Below are 21,222 nucleotides of genomic sequence, written 5' to 3'. Positions count from 1 at the left end.
CCGCCGATGCCGCTGCCCTCCTTCGAGGAGTACGAACCCACCGGTGACTGCCCGTGCCAAGGCTGCGCCCAGCGCCGCCGGACGCTCGCGCGCGCCCGGGCCATACCGCTGCGCGACGGCGGACACCCCGCCGCGCGCGGAGCCCGCCGGGCGCTGGTGCTGGCCACCGCCGCGGGGGTGGTCCTCGGCGGAGGCGGCGCATCCGTGGCCGCGGCCACCGCGCCGGGCCCCGGCGGCCGGGTGGCGCTGGACGACCCCGGCCCGGGCACCCCCCAGGGCGGCCGGGCCCCGCTGCACGGGCCCAAGGGCGGCAAGGGCACCACCGCGAAGCCGGCCGGGCTGCCGGGAGCACCCGCGGCGGTGCGGCGGACCGACCGGGCGACGATCATCAACCGGGCGAAGCTGTGGCTGGACGCGCAGGTCCCGTACAGCATGGAGCAGTACTGGTCGGACGGGTACCGGCAGGACTGCTCCGGCTTCGTCTCGATGGCCTGGAACCTCGGCACGAACGAGTGGACCGGGAGCCTCGACAAGTTCGCGACCCGGATCACGAAGGACGAGCTGCTCCCGGGAGACATGCTGCTCTTCCACAACCCGGCCGACCCCAACAAGGGCTCGCACGTCGTGCTCTTCGGGGGGTGGGTGGACCAGACGCGCACGCACTACGTCGCCTACGAGCAGACGCGGCCGACGACGCGGAAGCTGGCCACGCCGTACGGCTACTGGAACAACGCGGTGAAGTACGTCCCGTACCGGTTCAACGGGGTGGCCGGCGGAGTCGTTCCCGAGCCCCCGGTCACGGGCGAACCGCCCGCACCGGGCGGCACGGGCGGCGTCTCCGCCACCTACCCCGGAGCCTCGAAATTCGGGCCGGGCGCGGACAACGCCTACATCACCCAGCTCGGCCGGATGCTGTCCGACCGGGGCGGGCTGCGGTTCTACCCGCAAGGCATCGGCTCCAAGTGGACCGACGCCGACCGGCTGGCGACCGCGGCCTTCCAGCGCGCCCAGGGCTGGACGGGCGCGGACGCCGACGGTATCCCGGGCGCGCACACCTGGCGGCTGCTCGCCCTGCACCAGGGCAAGGACATCCCGCCGACCACGGGCGGCGCACCGGGTCCCGCGGGCAAGCCCGCCTACCCCGGGGCGTCCTTCTTCCGGCCGGGCGCGACCCACCCGTCCATCACCGCCCTTGGCCGCCAGTTGGTGAAGAAGGGCTTCGGCAAGCACTACCTGTCCGGACCGGGCCCCCGCTGGGGCGAGGCCGACCGCCGCAACGTCGAGGCGTTCCAGCGCGCCCAGGGCTGGCGCGGCGCCGAGGCCAACGGCTACCCGGGCCCGGAAACCTGGCGCCGGCTGTTCGCATGACGGAGGCAACGATGTACCCCACGCGCACGACATCGACCACGGGCACCTTCCGGATCCCCCCGCACCCGACCCCGGCGGCGGAGGCCGGGAGCGAGGCGGCTTCGGGCGGAGCCGGCCTGACCGGAGCCGCTCAGGCCGGAGCCGGAGCCGGAGCCGGAGCCGGTCCCGGCGCTGCCGTGCCGGCAGCGGTGGGCCCCCGGTGGGCCGTTCCGGCCGCCGGAGGCTCTTCGGCCGGAGCGGGTGCGGACGCCGCCGCACAGGCGGGAGCCGTGCCGGACGCATCCGCACCGGCAGCTGCCGCTCCCCGGTGGGCTGTTCCGGCCGAGGCCGGCACCGAGCGGGGCGCGCACTCCGCTGCCGCACCGGTCACCGCCGGCTGGGCGGCGGCCGAGCCCGGGGCCGGTACGAAGCCGGGCTCGCACCCGGCCACGCCCGACCGGGCCGCACCCGCCGCAGGCGTGCCGGTCGCGGCAACACGGATCCCCTCCGAGGCGGACGCCGAGCGCGGCGCACACCTGCCGGTCGCAGCCGAGCCGGGCTCGCACGCGTCGGGCGGGCACGACCGGGCCGCGCGCATGCCGGCCGGGGCCGGCCGGGGCGCCTCCGAGGCTGAGGCGGAGCGGGGTTCGCCCGCGTCGGGCGAGTGCGACCGGGGCGGGTTCGCGCCGGCTGCGGCAGGGCGGGGCTTCGCCGAAGGTGACGCCGAGCGGGGGGCGTACCCGTCGGGCGCGCCCGACAGGGCCGCCTCCGCGCATGGTGTGGTCGGCTGGGTCGGGGGCTCCGTGGCCGTGGCCTCCGGCGCGGTGCCGGCCGTGGGTTCCGCGGCGTCCGCGTCCGGGACCGCGGCAACGGTGACCGAGTGGGCCGCGCCGACCGGTTGGGACCTGGCGGCCGGGCTCTCCGGGCCCGTTCATGCGGAGGCCGCCGCCGGGGACGGACGGGAAGCCGACGGATTCCCCGCCGTGGGCGTGGCCCCGCACGGGCCCGCCGGCCGGATCGGGGAGGCCGCGCGCGGCGACGTACCCGCGGCGCGGGCCCAGGCCGGGCCCGGGGTGGACATCCCGCATCCCCAGGACGAGGCGGCCCACGCCGCTGCGGCCACGCTCCGGCCGCGGCACCCCGACACCGAGACGGCCAGGCCGCACCCGCAGGACGACGAGGCCAGGCCGCCGGCCGTGTCCCTCTCCGCCGCGACGGTCAGGGCGGAGCACGCCCCGCGGCACGCGGGTCCGCCCGCCGCCTGGGACCTGCCCGGCCAGGGCAGCTCGTCCGCCGAGCTGGGGCGGGCCCCGCAGCACGCGGTCCCGGGCCCCGCCGCGGAGCCCGCGTACGCGGATCCGCACCCCGTACGGGACCTGCCCGAGCCGGGCGACGCCGGTCCGGCCGAGCCGCCCGCCGGGCGGGAGTTGACCTGGTCCGTGCCCGCTCCGGGCGCGGCCGGTGACGCCGACCCCGTGGGCGGCAACCCCACGGGCGGCAGCCCCGTCGGCAACGGACCCGCAGGCAAGGGACCCGTAGGCGGCGACGCTGACTCGGGACGGGAGACCTCGGACGAGCAGGCCGCCACCGGCGGGTCCGCCACCGGCGCGGCCGAGGAGGGCGAGCCCGCCCACGGCGAGCCCGCCCACGGCGAGCCGGCCACCGGCGAGCCGGCCACCGGCGAGCCCGCCACCGGCGAAGCCGCGACCGGCCCGCTGCCCGCGACCGGCAACGCCATCGTTCCCGGGCCCGAGGCCGCAGCCGCAGCCGGCCCGGACGTCGCCGACGTCGTCGCGCGAGCCGTCGCCCGCATCGCGGAGGACGACACGCAGGACCTCCCCCGGGTCGCCCCGTCCCGCGGGGTAGCGGTGACCGAGGTGCCGGTGCACCTCCCGTTCCACGGCGCGGCCCAGCCGAACCCGCAGACGAAGCCGGGGGAGCCGGCCCCGCCGAAGGCCAAGGCCGCCGCGACCCGGCCCGCCCCCGGACGTCGCGTACCCCGGGGCGACGACCGGCTGCACGAGCACCGCGGCCCGGTGCTCCCCGGCTGGATCGCCGTGGCCGTCGGCGGCATCGCGCTCGCCGGCTGCGCCGTCGTGCTGTGGCGGGCCGGGGCCGTCCCCGACGCCCTCGCGGTTGCCTTCGGCGCGGAGCCCCGTCCCTACCGGGGACTGCAGGCACGGTTCTGGCCCCCGCTGGCCTTCCTCGGGGTCGTCGCCCTGCTCGCCCTCGGCGGTCTCGGCCGCGGCCGCGCCGGCCACGCCTGGGTGCTCACCCTCTTCGGGCGATACCGCGGCACCGTCCGCCGTACCGGCCTGACGTGGATCAGCCCCCTCCTGCTGCGCCGCCGGGTCGACGTCCGGCTGCGCCACTGGCGCAGCGACCCGATGCCCGCCGTGGACTCCGGCGGTCTCGCCCTCCAGGTCGTGGTCCAGGTGGTCTGGCAGGTCAAGGACACCGCCCGGGCGACCCTGGCGGTGGAGGACCACGTCGACTACCTCGCCGAGCAGGTCGAATCGGCCATGGCCCGGGTCCTGTCCCAGCTCCCGGCCGACGCGTTCCACGAGGCCGCCCCGACCCTGCGCGACGCCGAAGCCGTCGGCGACGCGCTGACCCGGATGCTGGCGGCCGAGACCGAGGCGGTCGGGGTGGAGGTGTTCTCGGCGCAGCCCACCCGGATCGAGTACGCCCCCGAGGTCGCGGACGCCATGCGCCGACGCCGGGTCGCGGCGATCGACGCGAAGCACCGGGACACCGTGCTGACCTCGGTGGTCGACGCGGTGGACGACACCGTCCACCGCCTCACCTCGCGCGGGATCGTCGAGCTCGACGACTACGAGCGCAAGGCCCTCGTGAAGGACCTGACCGTCGCCTTCTACACGGGCCGCGCCGAGTAGTCCCCACGAGCGCGAGCCGGCCAACGCGGGCCGACAGGAGAACGGGTGGAATCCGGGTGGTCCGGACCACCCGTTCTTCCGTTGGTCTGGACATGGCCAACTCCCGTCAATACTGTGGAACTTGGTCTAGACCTAAGCCAAAGCTCGTGAACGGGCCGTGCCGCCGAACCCGGTACGGCCCATCCCCACGCGTGCGCACGCTCTCTCCGGACATCCCCCCACGTTCAAGGAGCATCAGCCTCATGCGTTCCTTCCGCATGCCCAGAACCAAGCGGGCCGCCGCCACGGCCACCGCCACCACCCTCGGCCTCGGGGTCGTCGCCGCCCTCGCGCTCGTCACGGCCCCCACGGCCAGCAGCCACGGGTACACCGACACCCCGATCAGCCGCCAGAAGCTCTGTGCCAACAAGACCGTGTCCGACTGCGGCCCCATCCAGTGGGAGCCGCAGAGCGTCGAGGGCCTCAAGGGCTTCCCGGCGGCCGGTCCCGCCGACGGCCGCATATGTGCGGGCAACCACTCGGAGTTCGCGCAGCTCGACGACCCGCGCGGCGGCGCCTGGCCGGCCACCCCGGTGACCAGTGGGCAGAGCTACAGCTTCCGCTGGCAGTTCACCGCGAACCACTCCACCACCGACTTCCGCTACTACGTCACCAAGAACGGCTGGGACTCCACCAAGCCGCTCACCCGGGCCGCCCTCGACCCGCAGCCCTTCCTCACGGTCGCCTACAACGGCGCCCGCCCCGCGATGACCACCGTCCACCAGGGCACCATGCCGAGCGGCAAGACCGGCCGGCACATGATCCTCGCCGTGTGGACGGTCAACGACACCCCGATGGCCTTCTACTCCTGCTCCGACGTCCGGTTCTGATCGCCACGGCCCGCCACGGCGTTCAATTCTGACGGAACGTCAGCTATTCTCCGGCGGCATGCGGACGACGAGGACACCCGAGACCGTCGCGGAGCTCATCGCGAGCCAATGGGGCGACCACCGGCCCGGTCTGAAGTACGCCGACGGCGTCCTCAGCCACCACCGGACCGCCCTGGAGGCCGCGGCGCGCGCCGCGCTCCTCGTCGACCTGCTGCCGCCGGGGGCGGAGCCGCACATCGGGGTACTGCTCGACAACACCCCCGAGTTCCCGTTCTGGCTCGGCGCGGCGGCCCTCGCCGGGGCCGCCGTCGCCGGGATCAACCCGACCCGGCGCGGCCCCGAGCTGGCCCGCGACATCCTGCACACCGACTGCCGGATCCTGGTGACCGAGCGGACCCACCTGCCGCTGCTGCGCGGCCTGGACCTGCCCGGCGTACGCCTGCTCGTGACGGACACGGAGGAGTACGCGGCCCTGCTCGCCCCGTACGCGGGCGCGAAGCCGGGCGACGCGACGCTCGGCCCCGGTCCGACCCCGTCCTCCCGGCTGCTCCTCTACTTCACCTCCGGCTCCACCGGAGCCCCGAAGGCCGCCATCTGCACCCAGGGGCGCCTGGCCGGCGCCGGCGCCTCGCTCGCACGTCACTTTTCGGTCACCCCGGACGACGTCCACTACATCTGCATGCCCCTCTTCCACGGCAACGCGGTGATCGCCGACTGGCTCCCCGCCCTCGCGGGCGGGGCCGCCGTGGCCCTGCGCCGCCGCTTCTCGGCCTCCGCGTTCCTGGACGACGTACGGGCCTACGAGGCGACGTACTTCACCTACGTAGGCCGAGCGGTGCAGTACCTCCTCGCCACCCCGCCCCGCCCCGACGACCGCGCGCACACCCTGCGCCTGGGCTTCGGCACCGAGGCCGGCGCCGTCGACGCGGCCCGCTTCGCCGAGCGCTTCGGGGTCCGCCTCGTCGAGGGCTACGGGGCCACCGAGGGCGGCGCCTCCGTCCAGCGCACCCCCGACACCCCGCCGGGCGCCCTGGGCCGCGCGGGCGCCGGCGACGACCTGGCCGTCATCGACCCGGAGACCGGCCGCGAGTGCCCTCCGGCCGAGCTCGACGCCCGCGGCCGGCTCCTCAACGGCTCCGAGGCCATCGGCGAGCTGGTCAACAAGGGCCGCAGCCTCTTCGAGGGCTACTGGCGCAACCCCGGCGCGGAGGCCGCCCGCACCCGCGACGGCTGGTACTGGACCGGGGACCTCTTCTTCCGCGACCCCGACGGCTTCCTCTACTTCGCGGGCCGCACCGACGACCGGTTGCGCGTCGACAGCGAGAACCTGGCCGCCGCGGTGATCGAGAACATCCTGGCCCGCTGGACCCGGGCGGCCGCGGTGGCCGTGTACGCCGTACCGGACGAGGTGGCGGGCGACCAGGTCATGGCGGCCGTGGCCCTGCGCGAGGGGGCCGTCTTCTCCCCGCAGGGCTTCGCGTCCTTCCTCGCCGCCCAGCCCGACCTCGGCACCAAGATGGCCCCGCGCTACATACGCGTGGTCGGCGCCATGCCGACCACGGCGACCAACAAGGTCCACCGGGTCTCCCTGCGCGCCGAGGCCTTCCGGACCACCGACCCGGTCTGGTGGCGGCCGCGCGGCGAGGACGCGTACCGGAAGCTGGAAGCGGAGGACCTGGAGGGGCTCCTGGGGGCCTACGAGGCCCAGGGCCGCGCCGACCTGCTGGGCCGCTGACCGCGGCCGCCGGCGGGGTCGGCGAAGGGCCGCGCGAGGGGTCGCGGCGGGTGCTTCCGGAACCGGTTTTGAGCACTCCGGAGGAGCAGGTAGTATTTTCTCTGTCAGCAGGCGCCGCTAGCTCAGTTGGTTAGAGCAGCTGACTCTTAATCAGCGGGTCCGGGGTTCGAGTCCCTGGCGGCGCACCTGTCCTTCGGGCGGTTTCCGGTTTCACTGGGAACCGCCCGAAGAGTTTTCCGGGCGCTCGCGCGGGTGGGCCGCCCGCCTGCCTCCCCCCTTCAGAGGGTGAGCGACAGCAGCAGCGGCGCGGCCTTGCGGTTCAGCACGTCGGCCGCGGCCCGCAGGCGGTGGGCGTGCTCCACGGGCAGCGACAGGGCCAGGCAGCCCACCGAGGCCCCGGCCGTGATCGGGACGGCCGCGCAGACCGTGCCGACGGCGTATTCCTGCAGGTCGAGCGTGGGCACCGTGGCCGGCTGACTGTCCAGCTTCGAGAAGAGGATCCGCTCGTTCACGATGGTCTTCGAGGTCAGCCGGGCGATCTTGTGGCGGGACAGGTGGTCGCGCCGTCCGTCCAGGTCGAGCTGGGTCAGCAGGCACTTGCCCACCGCGCTGGCGTGGGCCGCCGAGCGGAAGTCGACCCACTCGTGGACCTTGGGGGTGCGCGGACTGTCCGCGAACTGGGTGATCCGGACCTCGCCGTCCACGTACCGGCTGATGTAGACCGCGGCGCCGACGGAGTCCCGCAGCCGGTCCAGGGTGTCCTGGAGCTTGTCCTGCAGCGCCTGCTGGCGGTCGACGCCGGAGCCGAGCAGCACGAGGGAGTCTCCGATGGCGTAGGCGCCGTCGGACACCTGCAGTACGTACCCCTCACGACGCAGCATGAGGAGCATCGGGGCGAGGTGGACCGCGGGCAGGCCGGTCTCCCGCGCGATCTGTACGTCGGTCACGCCGCCGGTATGGCGTGCGACCGTTTCGAGTACGCGCAGGGCGTACTGCACCGAGTGGAACGGCGCGGTCGGCTCGGGCTTCAGCGCCACGGTTTTCCCCCTAGCAGGTTGTTACCGCTTGCTCTCACACGATAGCCATCAAGAGGCCCGTGTGGAGCGCCTGTTGATGAGATTGATGGCTCGATTACGTCGCTCTGCCTGGATCTACTCCGATGGCATATGCCAAGGTCATGCGTGGTGTCCGAGAGTGCCGGGAATGCCCGGACCGGCCGCGCGGTTCGGATTCTTCGTACGGACGAGGACGGACGGGCGAGCGGAGCGGGAGAGACGATGAGTGACATCGGAGGCGCGGGAGACGCTGGACGACGGGGAGCCGACCGTCCGGGCGACGGAGCGGGCGGAATCTCGGGCGCCCTATCGGGCGGGGCGGAGATCCGCGGGACGGCCCCGGGCCGCGCGCCGGTGCCGCTCTCGGTGCTCGACCTCGTCACCGTGGGCGCCGGCAGCACCGCGTACGCCTCCCTGCGCACCAGCGTCGACATCGCCCGGCTCGCCGAGTCCCGGGGCTACCACCGCCACTGGGTCGCCGAACACCACTCGATGCCCGGGGTCGCCAGCTCCTCCCCGGCCGTGATCCTGGCCCACCTCGCCGCCCACACCTCCCGGATCCGGCTCGGCTCCGGCGGGGTCATGCTGCCCAACCACGCCCCGCTCGCCATCGCCGAGCAGTTCGGCACCCTGGAGGCCCTGGCCCCGGGCCGGATCGACCTCGGCCTCGGCCGCGCGCCCGGCACCGACGGGCAGACGGCCGCCGCCCTGCGCGGGCCCGGGCGCCGTGACGAGGCCGTGGACGAGTTCCCCCGGCAGCTCGCGGAGCTGATCCGCTTCCTCGACGACGACTTCCCCGACGGGCACCCGTACGCCCGCGTGCACGCGGTGCCGGGCCCGGTGCAGGGCCCCGCCGCACGGCCGCCCATCTGGCTGCTCGGCTCCTCCGGCTTCAGCGCCCGCCTCGCCGGCGGACTCGGCCTGCCCTTCGCCTACGCACACCACTTCTCCCCGGCCGGAACCCTGCCCGCCCTCGACCTCTACCGGCAGTCCTTCCGCCCCTCGGCCGTCCTGGACGCCCCGTACGCCGTCATCGGAGTCGCGGCCCTCGCCGCCGACACCGCCGCGGAGGCCCGCGCGCAGGTGCTGACCGGCGCGCTGTCGATGCTCCGGCTGCGCAGCGGGCGCCCCGGGCTGGTCCCGACGCCCGAGGAGGCGGCGGCGTACCCGTACACGCCGCTGGAGCGGGAGTTCGTGGACGACCGCCTCGCGAGCGTGGTGCACGGCACCCCCGACGAGGTCACGGAGGGCCTGGACGCCCTCGCGAAGCTGACCGGCGCGGACGAAATGATGCTGACGGCCAACGCCCACGCGGGGGAGGCCCGCCTCCGCTCGTACGCCCTCGTCGCGGACGCGTACGGCATGCCGGTCCTGGACGCCTGAGCCGCCCGGCCCTCCCCGGGTTCCCCGGTCAGAGGCCGGGGAACCCGGCCCGCCGCATGTGCAGTTCGGACCGGACCAGTTCGAGGAGGCGGCCGGTCCAGTTGCGGCCCCGGCCGGAGTTGTCGCCCCAGAAGGCCGAGTCGCAGTCGACGTCGTTGTAGACCAGGGTCGCGTCATCCGTCCCCAGCAGGATCTCGGCGAGCTCGGGGTGCTGGTCGTACTTGGCGCGCAGCAGGCGGGTCATGAAGCCGGTACGCGCTTGCTCCCAGCCATCGCGGAGCCGCGCCTCCCGCGCGAGCATCCGTGCCTTGTTGTACGTGTCCGCCGCGGCGATCGCCTCTCGCACGGCCGGTTCGGCGATGGACAGGGCCCAGTAGGCGTGGGTGACGGAGGCGTGCGTGACATTTCCGATGGTGACCGGGGCGGGGTACTCGTTGCGCAGTCCGAGCCGGCCGGGGTCGGCCACCCGCTTGGGGCTGAGCGTGGGGTGGAGGCGGACGGCCGGCGCGTACACAACCGCCGGCCCGGCTGCCGGGACGCGTGCCTTCGGCTCGTCCCTGCGGCGGGCACGCTCCTCGAAGTACGCGAGGGCTTCGTCGTAGCGCTCCTGGGTGACGGCCGGTTCCCGCGGGAACATGTACGTGTGGCCTCCGGGCCCCGCCACCAGTACCCGCAGCTGCCAGGCCTTGGTGTCCCAGTCGTCCAGCGCCCAGTGCCGCTGGGACTTCGGGACGGCGAGGAACGCGGTCCGGGCCGCGGCGCGGTTCTCCTCCGTCCGGTCGGCGAGGAAGACGTCGACGGCGGCCAGGCAGCGAGCGGTCGAGTCGGGCCGATCGTTCAACTGGTCGATGGTGTCGCGGATTTCGGCGACGAGTTCGTCGGGGGCCGTCCAGTGCCGGGGCTCGCTGAACTTCCACTCGCCCATCCCCGGCGCGGCCGCGACAGCGCCTTCCGGGACGGTGGTGGCCACCCAGCCGGTCCGGAGCTTCTCCTCGAACTCCTCCACGGTGACCAGTTCCCAGCACCCGATGAGCCCGTCGGCATAGATGAAGAGGTCGATCAGGTGGTGGTGCCCGTTGCGGATAAAGGCGGGCCGCCAAGTGCCGGGTATGCGGACGCCGTCCACGACGCGATGGGTGACTCGGTTGCCGATCATCCCGTGATTCTGCCGTCCGCCGCGCGCCCGCCCGGAAGGGTTTACGGATGTACACCAGCCCGTCGGGCCTCGCACGAGGTGACATCCGGAGTTTGGCTGGTTTGTTGCTGAAACCTTGCCGAAGGGTGAATGAAGGGAGCCTTAAGTCGCTCGTCACGACGGGTGGCAGGCGATTTCTGGTGTGGTCCCACGTCGCTGACGTGGGGTTCTGGGCCGTGACTGGTCTAGTCCTTCTTTGGTCCAAACCATTGACTCGGGACCGGAGTGATCGCTATCACTATCCCCACCTGAAGTCTTGCCTTCCCCTCCCACTCCCCGGAGGCAGTTCATGCACATCCGTAAATCCCTCATCGCGGCCGCCGCCACGGCCGCGCTGGCCGGCGGCACGCTGGCCGCCTTCGCGGGACTCACCACCGCCTCGGCCGCCGAGGCCGGGACCACCGCGACGGCCGGCAACGTCAAGATCGCTTACTACGACCAGTGGTCCGTGTACGGGAACGCGTTCTATCCCAAGCACCTCGACACCCGTGGCATAGCGAGCAAGTTGGACGTCATCAACTACTCGTTCGGCAACATCCACCCCACCAACCTCACCTGTTTCGAGGCGAACAAGGCAGCGGGCGACGACAACAACCCCAACGCCGGTGACGGTGCGGGCGACTCGTACGCCGACTACCAGAAGTCCTTCAGCGCGGCCGACAGCGTCAGCGGCGTCGCGGACAAGTGGGACCAGCCGATCGTCGGCGTGTTCAACCAGTTCAAGCAGCTCAAGGCGAAGTACCCGAACCTGAAGATCAACATCTCGCTCGGTGGCTGGACCTACTCGAAGTACTTCAGCGACGCGGCCAAGACCGACGCTTCCCGCAAGAAGCTCGTCACCTCCTGCATCGACCAGTACATCAAGGGCAACCTGCCCGTCGAGGGCGGCTACGGCGGCGCGGGCAGCGCGGCCGGCATCTTCGACGGCATCGACATCGACTGGGAGTACCCGGGCTCGTCGGGCGGCCACCTCGGCAACCACTACGCCCCCGAGGACAAGCAGAACTTCACGCTCCTGCTCAAGGAGTTCCGCAGCCAGCTCGACGCCTACGGCGCGGCCAACGGCGGCAAGAAGTACCTGCTGACCTCGGCCCTCCCGGCCGGCCAGGACAAGATCAAGTACATCGAGACGGACAAGATCGGCGCGTACCTCGACTACGCGAACATCATGACGTACGACATGCACGGCGCCTGGGACTCGGACGGTCCGACGTACCACCAGTCCCCGCTGCTGCCCTCGTCGTCCGACCCGACCGACGTGATCGCCCCGGGCACCGAGAAGTACAGCATCAAGAACGCCATCGACTCCTGGATCGACGGCAACTCCGCCTACGGCATCACCGGCGGCTTCCCCGCCAACAAGCTGGTCCTGGGCTACGAGTTCTACTACCGCGGCTGGAAGGGCGTGCAGCCCGGCACCACCAACGGTCTCGCCCAGCCCGCCACCCTGGCCTCCGCCGCCCGTCCGACCAGCCAGCAGGCCGGCATCGCGCTCTACAAGGAGCTCGGCGGCATCGTCGACAACCCGGCGACCACCTTCTGGGACGACCAGGCCAAGGCCTCGTACTTCTACAAGGACGGCGAGTTCTTCACCGGCCTCAACCAGAAGTCCATCCAGGCCCGTGTCGACTACGGCAAGCAGCGCGGCCTGGCCGGCGCGATGATGTACTCCCTGCTCGGCCTGGACGCCAACGCGACCCTGCTGAACCAGATCTCGGACTCCCTCGGCGGCACCACCCAGCCGCCGACCACCCCGCCGACCACGCCTCCGACCACCCCGCCCACGACGCCGCCGACCACCCCGCCGACCACGCCTCCGACGACGCCGCCCAGCACGGGCTGCACCGCCGCGGCCTACGTCCCGGGCAACATCTACACCGGTGGCACCGAGGTGTCGTACAACGGCCGCAAGTACAAGGCCCAGTGGTGGACGCAGAACGAGGTGCCCGGCACCACCGGTGAATGGGGTGTCTGGAAGGACCTCGGCGCCTGCTGATCCCCCCACCCCGCGCCGAGCGCCGGCAGCCCCCGCACTCCCCTCCCAGGGTGCGGGGGCTGCTGTGTTGTCGGCCGTGTCAGTTGTCCCGGCACAGGGCGTGGTCGATGAGGGTGCGCACCGCGTCTTCCTGGCGGGCCGCGACCCGCGGGTCCGCGGAGCGGCTGTGCGCGGAGACGGTGACGGTGCGCCGTCCGTCCGTGGTCGTAGCCGCCCGGATCTCGTATCCGAAGCCGTTTCCGCCGTGCCCGAGGTAGCCGCCACCGCAGGACAGGGGAGTGAGGAACAGGCCCAGCCCGTCCCGGGTGCCCTCCGGGTGGCCGCTGTCCGGCGGGACCTGCACGGTGCCGCGCATGGCGGCGAGTTCGGCGGGCTTGAGCAGCTCCCCACCTGCCAGCGCGGCGAAGAAGCGGTTGAGGTCGCGGGCCGTGCCGGTCATCGAGCCGTCGGCTCCGCTGTCGAAGGGGCGGTAGGGGATCGTCGTGTCGACCAGGGGGCCGCCCGCGGTGAACTGCTGGTAGTCGGCCGCGTGGGGACGCGGAAGGAAGGGCCACGTGCCGGGGGTTGAGGTCTGCCGGAGGCCGAGCGGGCGCAGGACGCGGTCGTGGACCTGCTGTTCCCAGGTGCGGCCCGTGACCTTCTCGGTGATCATTCCGGCCAGCACGTAGTTCGTGTTGGAGTACGCCCAGCCGGTGCCCGCCGGGAAGGCGGGTTCATGGCGCATGGCCAGGCCCACCAGCTCCTCGGGCGCGTAGGCACGCCACCGGTTGGCCAGGTAGGTCTGGGCGCTGGGGTCGGGGAAGACGTCGGAGATGTACTCGGGCAGGCCGCTGGTGTGCTGGAGCAGATGGCGCAGGGTGATGGTCCGGCCGTCGTTTCCGGCGCCGGACACGACCCCGGGCAGCAGCTCCTCCACCGTCTGGTCGAGGGAGATCCGCTTCTCGCCCACCAGTTGCAGCAGGACGGTGGCGACGAACGTCTTGGTGGTACTGCCCAGACGCAGGTGGCCGTCCTCCGGAACCGGGCGGCGCGTGACCAGGTCCGCCACCCCGGACCGGGCCGTGACCGTCCCGCGCGGAGTCTCCAGCCGGACCGCCACCCCGGTGACCCCGGTGTCCCGCAGCACGTCGGCGTCACGCTGCACGGACCAAGCCGTATCGGAGGGGCGTGGCGCGGCCGAAGCCGCGATGGACGGCAGGGAGGACACGGTCAGCGCCAATAAGGCAGTTGGCAACCAGAAGCGACGGAAGATCATGAACCGAGGCTAGGAACGACCGAGGACCGCCGGCCATCCGGCACACGCCCCCCGTCGAACGGGTGCCAGCCGGATGGACATCCGGACGGACATCCGGACGGGCATCACGCCGGCTGTGGGTCCCCGGGTCACCGCGTGCGTACGCCGTCGATGACGATCGCCGGCAGCAGGTCGGCCTCGGCCGGGCCCTGCTCACCCTCGCGGCCGAACGCGCCCTGGGCGCAACGGTTCTGGGCATGCCCGTCGAGTACACCCGCGTGGCCAGGACCGCCCTCGGTGGCGGCGGCCTGTTGGCCGTCACGCAGCTCTGCGTGCTCGGCCGCGACCGCGCGGACACGGCCGCACCGGCCCGCACCGTGGCCGCCGCTGCCCTGCCGAACCGCCGCGACCTGCTGCGTGGACTCGGATACGAGGACCCGGACGCGCTCGGCAGGCGACTGGTCGACGCGCTGGTGGTCCACGGAGGGGCCGAGAGCATCGCCGACCGGGTTCAGGAGCACTTCGACGCCGGAGCCGACCACGTCAGCCTCCACCTGGTGACGACCGGGTCCGACTCCCCGTCCGGGCAGGAGTGGGAGCGACTTGCCACGCACCTGATCAACTGACCCGGTATACCGGAGCAGTTGCCGGATCTCCCGTACCGGAACCTCACCGTCGCGCCCGAGGCGTTCGGCGTGTTCGTGCGGAGTCTTCGACTCACACCTCGGGGTGCGGCGCCGGCCCCTCCGGCTGGGCGGGGCCCACCGCCGCCTGGCGGCTGATGATGGCCGCGATCGCCTCCGGGGGCACGGCCCGGGAGTAGAGCCACCCCTGGCCGGTGTCGCAGCCGACGCGCCGCAGGCGGGCCGCCTGGCCAGCGGTCTCCACGCATTCGGCCGTCACGGTCAGGCCCAGCCGGTGCGCGAGCTGCACCAGGGCTTCGACGATGGTCTCGTCGGCCGGGTTCGGGTGGGAGCCCTCCTCGTAGCGGAAGCCGCGGACGAAGGAGCCGTCCAGTTTGAGGACGGAGACGGGCAGGCGGCTGAGGTAGGCCAGGTTCGAGTAGCCGGTGCCGAAATCGTCGATGGCGATCCGCACCCCCATGTCGCTCAGGGCCTGGAGGGCCTGGAGCGGGCGGCCCGCGGAGCCCATGACGGCCGACTCCGTCAGTTCGAGCTGCAGGAGCTGGGGGGCCAGGCCGGTCTCCGCGAGGATCTCGGCGACGTCGCCGACGAGGTCGGAGTCCCAGACCTGGCGGACGGCCACGTTGACGGAGACGAAGACGGGGGAGTCGCTGGGCTGCTCGATCTGCCAGCGCCGGGCCTGTCGGCAGGCGGTCTGGAGCACCCAGCGGCCCAACTGGACGATGGAACCGTCCTCTTCGGCAATTCCGATGAACCGATTCGGCGTCAGCATGCCGAACTGCGGGTGGTTCCAGCGCACCAGGGCTTCGACCCCGCGCACCGCCCCGCTCTCCAGGTCCACCAGCGGCTGGTACTCCACGGTGAACTCGCCGCGCTCCACGGCCGGCCGCAGCGTCGAGGCCAGGGCCTGCCGGGTCATCCGGTGCGCGTTGCGCTCGGGGTCGAAGAGGGTCCAGCGGGCCTTGCCGTCCGCCTTGGCCCAGTAGAGGGTCGTGTCCGCGGCCTGCATCAGGCCGGTCGCCGAGGTCCCGGCGGCCGCCCGCTCCACCACGCCGATGGACGCGGAGACCGACAGCCGCTGACCGGCCAGGTCGAAGGGCTCCTGTACGGCGGCCAGGACGCTGCGCGCCAGGTCCACGAGCTGTTCGGTGCCGGTGGACTCCTCGACCAGCAGGGCGAACTCGTCGCCGCCGAGCCGGGCCACCAGGTGGCCGCCGGTGCGCCCGTAGCCGGACTGGTCGGCGCACTGGGTGAGCCGCTGGGCGACGGCGGTCAGCAGCCGGTCGCCGACCCGGTGGCCGAGGGTGTCGTTGACGGCCTTGAACCCGTCGAGGTCCAGATAGCAGAGCCCGATCCGGCCCGTGCCGCTCTGCCCGTACGAGGAGGCCTCCAGGGCGGCGGAGAGCCGCTCGAAGAACAGCGCCCGGTTGGCGAGCCGGGTCACCGGATCGTGCATCTGGAGGTGGCGCAGCCGGGCCTGGAGGTCGCGCCGGTCGCTGATGTCGGCGACGGACAGCAGCACGTCGCCTGTGCCGGGGACGGGGCCGAGGGTGATCTCGGTCCACAGGGAGTGGCCGTCGGGGTGCTTGAGGCGGCGGGTGCAGCGGAGCCGGGCCTGCCGACCGCGCAGCACCTCCTTGTAGGCGTGCCAGGTCCGGGCCTCGGAGGCCAGGTCCACCAGCTCGGCGGCGGACTGCCCGGCGAGGACGTGCGGCTCGGAGCCGAGGAGCGCGGCGAGGGCCAGGTTGGCTCCGGCGATGTGGCCGGTGCGGTCGACGACGGCCATGGGGAGGTGGGCCGCGTTGAAGGCGGCCCGGTAGTCGGCCCGGTAGTCGGGCTCGTGGCCGGGCTGGTGGCCGGGCTGGTGGCCGGGCTGCTGGTCGCCCCGGTGGTCGTCGCGGTCCGGGGTTGCCGTCGCCGCCGGCGCCGCCGGGTGACGCTGCGTCATGGCCGGTCGGATGCCGTCGGCCGTCGACCCGGGTCCATCTGGGGTTCCGCTCACCGTTGGCTCCCGCAGTGCGTGTGAGTGTCCGTGCAGGAAAGTGTGCCGATCATAGAGGTTCCCGGACGGCCCTATCCAGCGGCGACGCCGTGTGTGGCGCGGGAGTTCGGTGTGATGACGGATCGTCGGCCTGACGGCGAATGATCGTTTCCGCACGGCTGTGAGCATCCGGCGCCCACCACTGTCCCGACCTGATCGGTCGTGACTTTCCGTAGGCGCATGTGCGAAACCCGGCGTCACCGGCTTGCCTCAGTGCTCACTCGTGTGGGGCAGCGGAACAGGGCATTAGTAAGACAATCGCCCCAAGGTGGATGAAGAGGTACTAATCCACCACCGGAGGTCGATGTGCCGCGACAGCAGACACCCGGGGGAGTGGACCGCTCCCGCATGCGAACCACGGCGGCGGCGCTCACTTCCCTGACGGCGCTCGCCGCCATGTCGCTCGTCGCGGGACCCGCGGTCGCCGCCCCCGGAGCCGGACCGTGCGCGCTGACCCGTACCGCGGCCCACCACTCCCTGGGCCTGGACAGCTGGAACGGCGCCTACCCCAAGCCCGAGCGCACCCTCAACGCGGTCATGGTCTTCCTCTCCTTCCCCGACCACCGCACCACGCTGACCACCGAGGAACTCACCGCCGACTACTTCCCGGCGACCAGCGAGTTCTTCGAGCGGGCCTCCTACGGCCGCTTCCGGCTGGTCGCCCACCCGCAGAAGCAGTGGATCCAGATGCCGAAGCCGTCCGCCGCCTACGGGATACAGCGCGACTGGGCCCCGGCGGACCGGGCCTCCTACCTGCGCGACGCGGTGGCCGGAGCGGACCCCTCGGTGGACTTCAGCCGGTTCGACGTCGTCTACTTCGTCGCCGACCCGGACGCGCCCGGCGTGGACTCCGACGCCACCAAGGTCGTCAACTTCGAGCAGCCGATCCGGGCGGACGGCGCCGACCTGCGCCGCATCGTCACGGTCTTCGAGAAGCACCCGCCGGACCGCAACGTGCTGGCCCACGAGACCGGGCACGTCTTCGACCTGCCCGACCTCTACCACCGTCCCTCGGACGGCAAGGGCGACTGGGACACGTACGTGGGGGACTGGGACGTCATGGGCAGCCAGTTCGGCATGGCCCCGGACCTCTTCGCCTGGCAGAAGTGGAAGCTCGGCTGGCTGGACGCCTCCCAGGTGGACTGCGTGGGATCCGGCTCTTCCCTGCACACCCTCCAGCCGCTGTCCGAGGCCCCGCGCCCGGGCGGTACGGGCGGCACGCGGATGGCGGTGGTCCGTACGGGCCCCGGCAGCGCGATCGCCGTCGAGGCGCGGGGCTCCGCCGGCAACGACGGGGACACCTGCACCGAGGGGGTCCTCGTCTACCGGGTCCGCAACGAGGCGGCTTCGGGCGGCGGACCCATCGAGGTCGTGGACGCGCATCCGGACACCGAGGCCTGCTGGGACCGGTCGGTGTACCCGCCGCTGGCGGACGCCCCGCTGGAGGTGGGGGAGACCTTCACCGTCCCGGGCGAGGGGATCACCGTCGAGGTGGCCGACCGCACGCCGTCGGGCGCGTACACGGTGAAGATCACGCGGTAGCGGTAGCGGCAAGAGGCGGGACACGAGAAAGACCCCCACTCGCGTGGGGGTCTTTCTCCGTCTGTGCGCCGCCAGGGACTCGAACCCCGGACCCGCTGATTAAGAGTCAGCTGCTCTAACCAACTGAGCTAGCGGCGCTTGGTGACGAGAGAGACATTAGCACCCCGGGCGGCGATCGGAAAAATCGATATCCGCAGCTCGGGTGGCACGGACGAACGCCCACAGCAGTGCCTCCGGTCCGGGCAGCCACGGCAGCCGGGTGTCGGGCGCCACGAGCCAGCGCGAGGGCCCTCCGCCGGCGGCCAGCGGGGGCACGGTGACGGCGTCGCCGGGGCCGTGGCAGAGCGGGGCGGGCGCGGGGGTGCTCCACTCCTCCCAGGCCAGCAGGGCCGGGAGCCGCTGGGCCGTCCCGGGCGCGGCGAACAGCAGGGTCCGCCCGCGGTGCACGGCCGCCGGCCCGGAGCCGGGGCCTTCGGCCCACAGCAGGTCGAGCATCCGGCGGCCGAGGACGAGGGGGACGCTGACGACGTCGAAGGCGGTCCCGCAGGGCAGCACGGCGGGCGCGGTGGGCCGGGCCTGCCAGGCGGCCAGCGTGCCTCCGGGCCGGGCGGAGGCCGAGGCCAGCCAGGCGGCGCCGGCCGGGGTGACGTGGTTCGCGGAGGCGGTCGTCGTCCGCGGGTCGAGCGCGGGGCAGCCGGTCATCGTCGTCATGCGTCCAGGTCTACCCGCGGTAGCGGACCGGTCTCCGGGAGTTACGGGAAACCGGGACAGGCCGGGTGGGACTGGGGTATGTTGCGCCCCGCATATGCCAGGGGTCGAGGCCGGGCGTGTCTTCCAGGCGTACGAGTGGTCCCAGGTGTCCCAGTGGTCCCAGGTGTCCCGGGTGTGTCCTCCGGTCGGCTGCTCACGCGCCCTCGGCGGTGGTGCCGCGCAGCAGGGACTCGCCGAACTCGATCATCTTGTGGGCGTAGTCCTCGGTCCACTCGGCCTGCTCCGCGATCGCCGCCGCCGACAGCCGGTCGAACCGCCGCGGATCCGCGAGCTGCGCCGCCGCCACCGCCTGGAACTCCACCGCCCGCTCCTGGGCGGCGCGGAAGGCCAGGGTCAGCTCCGTGGCCCGGGCCAGCAGTTCCCGCGGGTCCTCGATCGATTCGAGGTCGAAGAAGTGCTCCGGGTCCGTGACGGCCTCCGGCGGCTCGAAGAGCAACTGCGCGGGCCGAAGCCTCCGCTCGGTCCGCTCGGGCTCTGCCATGCGTGTCCTCCTGCTGGGCGTGCTGGGCGTGGAAAGTGCTTCCGGGCCGAGAGCCTCCGGGGTCGAAAAGCTTCCGGGCCACCGTCTATTGTCCTGCTTCGCGCAAGAGCGCCCGAGGGCCCCGGTAGATGGGTTAGAACGTACGTATGACCCATGGTGTGCACGAGGAGCTGGACAAGCTCTGTGACGAGGGCATCGAGCAGGTGATCGGCTGGCGCCGTCATCTGCACCGCAATCCCGAGCTGCCCAACCGCGAGGCCGCCACCGCGCGGCTCGTGGCGCGGGAGCTCACCGGGTTCGGACTGGACGAGGTGCGGACCGGCATCGCGGGGCACGGCGTGGTCGGCGTGCTGCGCGGCGGCCGGCCCGGGGACCGGGTGGCGGCGCTGCGGGCCGACATGGACGCCCTGCCCGTTCCCGACCGTTGCGGAGCGGACTTCGCCGCCACCGGAGCCGCCTCGCACGCCTGCGGCCACGACTGCCACACCGCGATGCTGCTCGGAGCGGCGCGCGCACTGGCCGACGTACGGGTGCGGGAACGGCTGCCCGGAACCGTGCTGTTCGTGTTCCAGCCCGCCGAGGAGGGCCCGCCGGTCGACGAGGAGGGCGGGGCGCGCCTGATGGTGGCCGAGGGGGCCTTCGCGGACCCCGTCCCCACGATGGCCTTCGGCATGCACGTCACCCCGCACCCCAAGGGCTGGGTGGGCTACAAGTCCGGCCCGATGTACGGGGCCTCCTGCCTGGTCCGCGTCACCGTCACCGGCAAGCAGGCGCACGCCTCCTCCCCCTGGCACGGCGTCGACCCGATGCCCGCCGTCGGGGCGCTGCTCACCGGGATCGGCCAGCTCTACCGGCAGGTGTCGGCGTTCTCCCCGGTCACGGTCTCCATCGGGCACATCGAGGACGTCGGCCGGTTCAACGTCATCGGGGAGACCGTCACCCTGTGGGGCACGATCCGCTGCGCCGAGGAGCGGGACATGCCCGAGGTCAAGCGCCGGCTGACGGCACTGGCCGAACACACCGCCGAGGCCTACGGGGCCTCCGCGACCGTCGAACTGCTCCAGGACGTGCCCGCCGTGGACAACGGCGCGGCGTGGATCGAGGCCGCGCTGCCCACCCTGCGCCGGGTCGCCGGTGCGGACCGGGTGGTGGAGGTCGGCGGCACGCTGGGCTACGACGACGTCTCCGAACTCATCACCCGCTTCGGCGGGCTGTACGTGATGCTCGGCGTCCAGGACACCGTCCTGGACCCGGCGAGCGGCGAACCGGCGCCCGTGCCCGGCGGCCGTGGCCTGGTGGGCAACCACCACCCCGGTTTCTACGCCGACGACGACACCCTGATCACGGGCGTACGGCTGCACGCGCACGCCGCGTACGACCACCTGACGGGGGCCCTCGTCACGCGCTGACCGGCGTCCTCGCCAGGGCGGAGAGCTCGTCCAGTACGGTCGCCAGCTCGCCGGCGAGGCCCTCGGGGGCCCGGAACCCGTCGGCCGTGACCAGCCCGGTGATGCCCGGGACGGCCACCGAGGCCGCGGCCGGCACCATGCCGACGGCCTCCAGCACGGGCCGGAGCATCCGGCCGGCCGGGGCGCCGCCGGATCCGCCCGCGCTGTAGGAGAGCAGGCCGGCGGGCTTGCCCCGCCATTCGCGGTGGAGGAAGTCGATGGCGTTCTTGAAGGGCGCGGTGAAGCCGCCGTTGTACATCGGCAGGACGAAGAGGAAGGCGTCGGCGGAGTCGACGAGGGCGCTCCACGCGCGGGTGTGCGGGTGGGTGTAGATCCCGGTGGAGGCGTATGCGGGCTCGTCCAGGAAGGGCAGGCCGACGTCGGCGAGGTCGACGGGGGTGACCTCGAAGCGGCCCCCTCGGTGCGCGTGCGCCTGGTCGGCGGCCCAGCGGGCCAGGGGGCGGGCGGCGGAGGTGGGGCGGACGGAGGCGGAGACGACGTGCAGGCGGATCGGGCGGATGGGGTGGGTGGCGTGGGTGGCGTGGATGGGCGGGACGCGGCTGGGCATGGCGGGCTCCTCGCGG

General features: G+C 73.2%; 15 protein-coding genes, 2 tRNA genes and 1 pseudogene. 10 read left to right on the top strand and 8 right to left on the bottom strand.

From position 1 onward, the window contains the following. The first annotated feature begins 6 nt into the window (after positions 1-6). From ACFYYB_RS11550 to ACFYYB_RS11530, 5 genes are all read left to right on the top strand, one after another. The gene (locus ACFYYB_RS11550; RefSeq protein WP_389434998.1) at positions 7-1,368 is read left to right on the top strand and encodes a peptidoglycan-binding protein; all 1,362 of its coding nucleotides are present in this window, start codon (positions 7-9) and stop codon (positions 1,366-1,368) included. After that, complete coding sequence (locus ACFYYB_RS11545; protein WP_389434758.1) at positions 1,365-4,244, top strand: SPFH domain-containing protein; 2,880 nt, start codon at positions 1,365-1,367, stop codon at positions 4,242-4,244. The genes ACFYYB_RS11550 and ACFYYB_RS11545 overlap by 4 nt, the downstream gene beginning before the upstream one ends. Positions 4,245-4,501: 257 nt before the next feature. Further along, on the top strand, positions 4,502-5,113 hold the full coding sequence (locus tag ACFYYB_RS11540) for a lytic polysaccharide monooxygenase (RefSeq protein ID WP_389434997.1): 612 nt from the start codon (positions 4,502-4,504) through the stop codon (positions 5,111-5,113). A 58-nt stretch (positions 5,114-5,171) separates the two neighbouring features. After that, on the top strand, positions 5,172-6,848 hold the full coding sequence (locus ACFYYB_RS11535) for an AMP-binding protein (RefSeq protein ID WP_389434757.1): 1,677 nt from the start codon (positions 5,172-5,174) through the stop codon (positions 6,846-6,848). A gap of 111 nt (positions 6,849-6,959) precedes the next feature. Beyond that, positions 6,960-7,033: transfer RNA gene (locus tag ACFYYB_RS11530), tRNA-Lys, on the top strand. Positions 7,034-7,126: 93 nt separating this feature from the next. Here the strand turns inward: ACFYYB_RS11530 and ACFYYB_RS11525 are convergent. Then, on the bottom strand, positions 7,127-7,885 hold the full coding sequence (locus ACFYYB_RS11525; RefSeq protein WP_243337173.1) for an IclR family transcriptional regulator: 759 nt from the start codon (positions 7,883-7,885) through the stop codon (positions 7,127-7,129). Positions 7,886-8,125: 240 nt separating this feature from the next. On the opposite strand from ACFYYB_RS11525, the gene ACFYYB_RS11520 reads away from it, so the two are divergent. Then, a complete protein-coding gene (locus ACFYYB_RS11520; protein WP_389434755.1) occupies positions 8,126-9,286 on the top strand; it encodes an LLM class flavin-dependent oxidoreductase in 1,161 nt (386 codons plus the stop codon). 28 nt (positions 9,287-9,314) lie between these two features. Here the strand turns inward: ACFYYB_RS11520 and ACFYYB_RS11515 are convergent, their stop codons facing one another. After that, positions 9,315-10,442 carry an NADAR family protein gene (locus tag ACFYYB_RS11515; RefSeq protein WP_389434754.1) on the bottom strand — a complete coding sequence of 376 codons (1,128 nt, stop codon included), beginning with the start codon at positions 10,440-10,442 and terminating at the stop codon, positions 9,315-9,317. A 328-nt stretch (positions 10,443-10,770) separates the two neighbouring features. Here ACFYYB_RS11515 and ACFYYB_RS11510 point away from each other — a divergent pair, with 328 nt between their 5' ends. After that, the gene (locus ACFYYB_RS11510) at positions 10,771-12,477 is read left to right on the top strand and encodes a glycosyl hydrolase family 18 protein (RefSeq protein WP_389434753.1); all 1,707 of its coding nucleotides are present in this window, start codon (positions 10,771-10,773) and stop codon (positions 12,475-12,477) included. Between the two features lie 79 nt (positions 12,478-12,556). Here the strand turns inward: ACFYYB_RS11510 and ACFYYB_RS11505 are convergent, their stop codons facing one another. Then, on the bottom strand, positions 12,557-13,732 hold the full coding sequence (locus tag ACFYYB_RS11505; protein WP_389434751.1) for a serine hydrolase domain-containing protein: 1,176 nt from the start codon (positions 13,730-13,732) through the stop codon (positions 12,557-12,559). Between the two features lie 236 nt (positions 13,733-13,968). On the opposite strand from ACFYYB_RS11505, the gene ACFYYB_RS11500 reads away from it, so the two are divergent. Continuing rightward, positions 13,969-14,337, top strand: coding sequence for a hypothetical protein (locus ACFYYB_RS11500; RefSeq protein WP_389434750.1), 369 nt, complete (start codon positions 13,969-13,971; stop codon positions 14,335-14,337). A 91-nt stretch (positions 14,338-14,428) separates the two neighbouring features. Here the strand turns inward: ACFYYB_RS11500 and ACFYYB_RS11495 are convergent, their stop codons facing one another. Beyond that, entirely contained in the window at positions 14,429-16,303 is a 1,875-nt protein-coding gene (locus ACFYYB_RS11495) for a putative bifunctional diguanylate cyclase/phosphodiesterase (protein ID WP_389434748.1), read from the bottom strand. Positions 16,304-16,744: 441 nt separating this feature from the next. On the opposite strand from ACFYYB_RS11495, the gene ACFYYB_RS11490 reads away from it, so the two are divergent. Next, positions 16,745-17,938 carry a M6 family metalloprotease domain-containing protein gene (locus ACFYYB_RS11490; RefSeq protein WP_389434747.1) on the top strand — a complete coding sequence of 398 codons (1,194 nt, stop codon included), beginning with the start codon at positions 16,745-16,747 and terminating at the stop codon, positions 17,936-17,938. Positions 17,939-18,002: 64 nt separating this feature from the next. Here ACFYYB_RS11490 and ACFYYB_RS11485 read toward each other — a convergent pair. The 3 genes and pseudogenes from ACFYYB_RS11485 to ACFYYB_RS11475 all read right to left on the bottom strand — a co-directional run bounded on the left by ACFYYB_RS11485 (position 18,003) and on the right by ACFYYB_RS11475 (position 19,190). Next, positions 18,003-18,076: transfer RNA gene (locus ACFYYB_RS11485), tRNA-Lys, on the bottom strand. Then, a pseudogene (locus ACFYYB_RS11480) lies at positions 18,067-18,640 on the bottom strand (bifunctional DNA primase/polymerase). Before ACFYYB_RS11480 ends, ACFYYB_RS11485 begins: the two are co-directional and overlap by 10 nt. A 202-nt stretch (positions 18,641-18,842) precedes the next feature. Further along, complete coding sequence (locus ACFYYB_RS11475) at positions 18,843-19,190, bottom strand: hypothetical protein (RefSeq protein WP_389434746.1); 348 nt, start codon at positions 19,188-19,190, stop codon at positions 18,843-18,845. Positions 19,191-19,336: 146 nt separating this feature from the next. Between ACFYYB_RS11475 and ACFYYB_RS11470 the strand changes: the two genes are divergently transcribed. After that, entirely contained in the window at positions 19,337-20,599 is a 1,263-nt protein-coding gene (locus ACFYYB_RS11470; RefSeq protein WP_389434744.1) for a M20 family metallopeptidase, read from the top strand. Here the strand turns inward: ACFYYB_RS11470 and ACFYYB_RS11465 are convergent. Beyond that, positions 20,589-21,206: an NADPH-dependent FMN reductase gene (locus ACFYYB_RS11465; RefSeq protein WP_389434742.1), complete on the bottom strand. Its 618-nt coding sequence runs from the start codon at positions 21,204-21,206 to the stop codon at positions 20,589-20,591. The genes ACFYYB_RS11470 and ACFYYB_RS11465 overlap by 11 nt on opposite strands. Positions 21,207-21,222: the final 16 nt, after the last annotated feature.

Source organism: Streptomyces sp. NPDC002886, assembly GCF_042888445.1.
Taxonomy (GTDB): domain Bacteria; phylum Actinomycetota; class Actinomycetes; order Streptomycetales; family Streptomycetaceae; genus Streptomyces.
This window is presented reverse-complemented; position numbering and strand designations above follow the sequence as displayed.